The sequence below is a fragment of the Streptomyces phyllanthi genome (assembly GCF_009377205.1).
Classification (GTDB): Bacteria; Actinomycetota; Actinomycetes; order Streptomycetales; family Streptomycetaceae; genus Streptomyces; species Streptomyces phyllanthi.
Window position 1 is genome coordinate 1 of record NZ_VJZE01000874.1, and the last position, 1,622, is coordinate 1,622.

Below are 1,622 nucleotides of genomic sequence, written 5' to 3' on the forward strand. Positions count from 1 at the left end.
GGCGAAGGTCGGTGCGGCGGAGTGCTTCGGTGTGCGTCGGTGTGCTCTGGCCTGCGGTTTGGGCCGGGGAACACCACATCCACCCCAGGGATCACCAACCCGTAACAGTTCATGTCATCGTCACTGCACGTGAACGCGTCATACGGTATGCGTGTTCGTCATGGAATCACATGCGTTCGCCGCCGCCCCCGCCGGCAGCCCCAGGATCGAGTCGCTGCCGGTGGAGCCGCTGCTGACCTCGGAGTTCGACGCGGATCCGGGCAGCGTGTACCAGCGGCTGCGGAGAACGCACGGTCCGGTGGCCCCGATCGGGCTGATGGGCGTGCCCGTGTGGCTCGTGCTGGACTATCGCGAGGTCCTGGAGGTGCTGCGCAGCGAGAGCGTGTGGCGGCGGGACGTACGGCACTGGAGGGCGCGCGCCGAGGGACGGCTGCCGAAGGACTGGCCGCTGCTCGCGGGGTACGAGGTGCGGCAGACGATGTTCTTCGACGACGACGAGCACCGTGCCGCGCGGCGGACGTACCACTCGGCGATGCGGCCCTTCCAGGACGGGCACACCCCGGAGGGGTGGGAGCTGAGGGCGGCCGTCGCACGGTACGCGGACGAGCTGATCGCCATGCTGGCCGCGGAGTCCGGGACCACGGGCTTCACGGATCTCATGGCGCAGTACACGCGGCCGCTGCTCCTCATGGTCACCACGAAGCTGTTCGGCTGCCCGGTCGAACTCGGCGACGAGATGGTCATGGACCTGTGGCGGATGCTGGACGGCGGGCCCGACGCGGGGGCGGCGACCGCGCGGGCGTCGGCGGCGATGACGCGGCTGGCGGCGCATCGGCGGGCGATGCCCGGGGACGACCTGACGTCGTACCTGCTTCTGTCCGACCCGACGCTCTCGGACGAGCAGCTGGGCCGTGAGCTGTTCATGAACGCCGTCTATCTCAACGACATCACCGGGAACATGGTGTGCAACACGTTGCTGGAGGTGCTCCGGGGGAACGCCACCGTGCGGCGCAGTCTGTCGGCGGGCATGATCGGCGAGACGGTGAACCGGGCGGCGCTGGTGAGCCCGCCCGTGGCGAACATGTGCTTCCGTTTCGCGGCGCGTGATGTCCGGCTGGGGAACTACTGGGTGCGCGCCGGGGACATCGTGTCCCCGTCGGTCGCCGCCGCGCACCAGGATCTGCTGGCGATCGGGACGTCCCACATCGTCGACTCCACGATCAGTACGCGGGCGCATCTCGCGTGGGGGGCCGGGCCGCACCAGTGCCCGAGTGCGGCCCGTGAGCTGGCCGGCATGATCGTGACCACGGCGGTGGGGCGTGTCTTCGAGCACTTCACGAAGGCGGAACTCACTTTGCCGCCGGACCAGTTGCCCTGGCGGTCCGGTCCGGTGGTGCGGGGGCTTCGGCTCCTCCCCGTCCGCTACGAACTGAGCGACCGCAGTCCTGTGCGTCGTCCGGTCCCGGTCCCACGCCGGGGCGACGTGGTGGCCCTGGCGCCTGCGCCCCATACGTCCGACCGCCAGGCACATGGCCTGCTGTCGGCGCTGCGGCGGCTGATGTTCGGGGCGCGCAGATCGCATTGAGGGCCCCTGGGTTTTCCTCGCCCCCGCCGCCCCTACC

General features: G+C 70.3%; 1 protein-coding gene. It reads left to right on the top strand.

Annotated features, from left to right (window positions below; translation table 11 throughout):
• Positions 1-160: 160 nt before the first annotated feature.
• Complete coding sequence (locus tag FNH04_RS45770) at positions 161-1,585, top strand: cytochrome P450 family protein (RefSeq protein ID WP_152792117.1); 1,425 nt, start codon at positions 161-163, stop codon at positions 1,583-1,585.
• Positions 1,586-1,622: the final 37 nt, after the last annotated feature.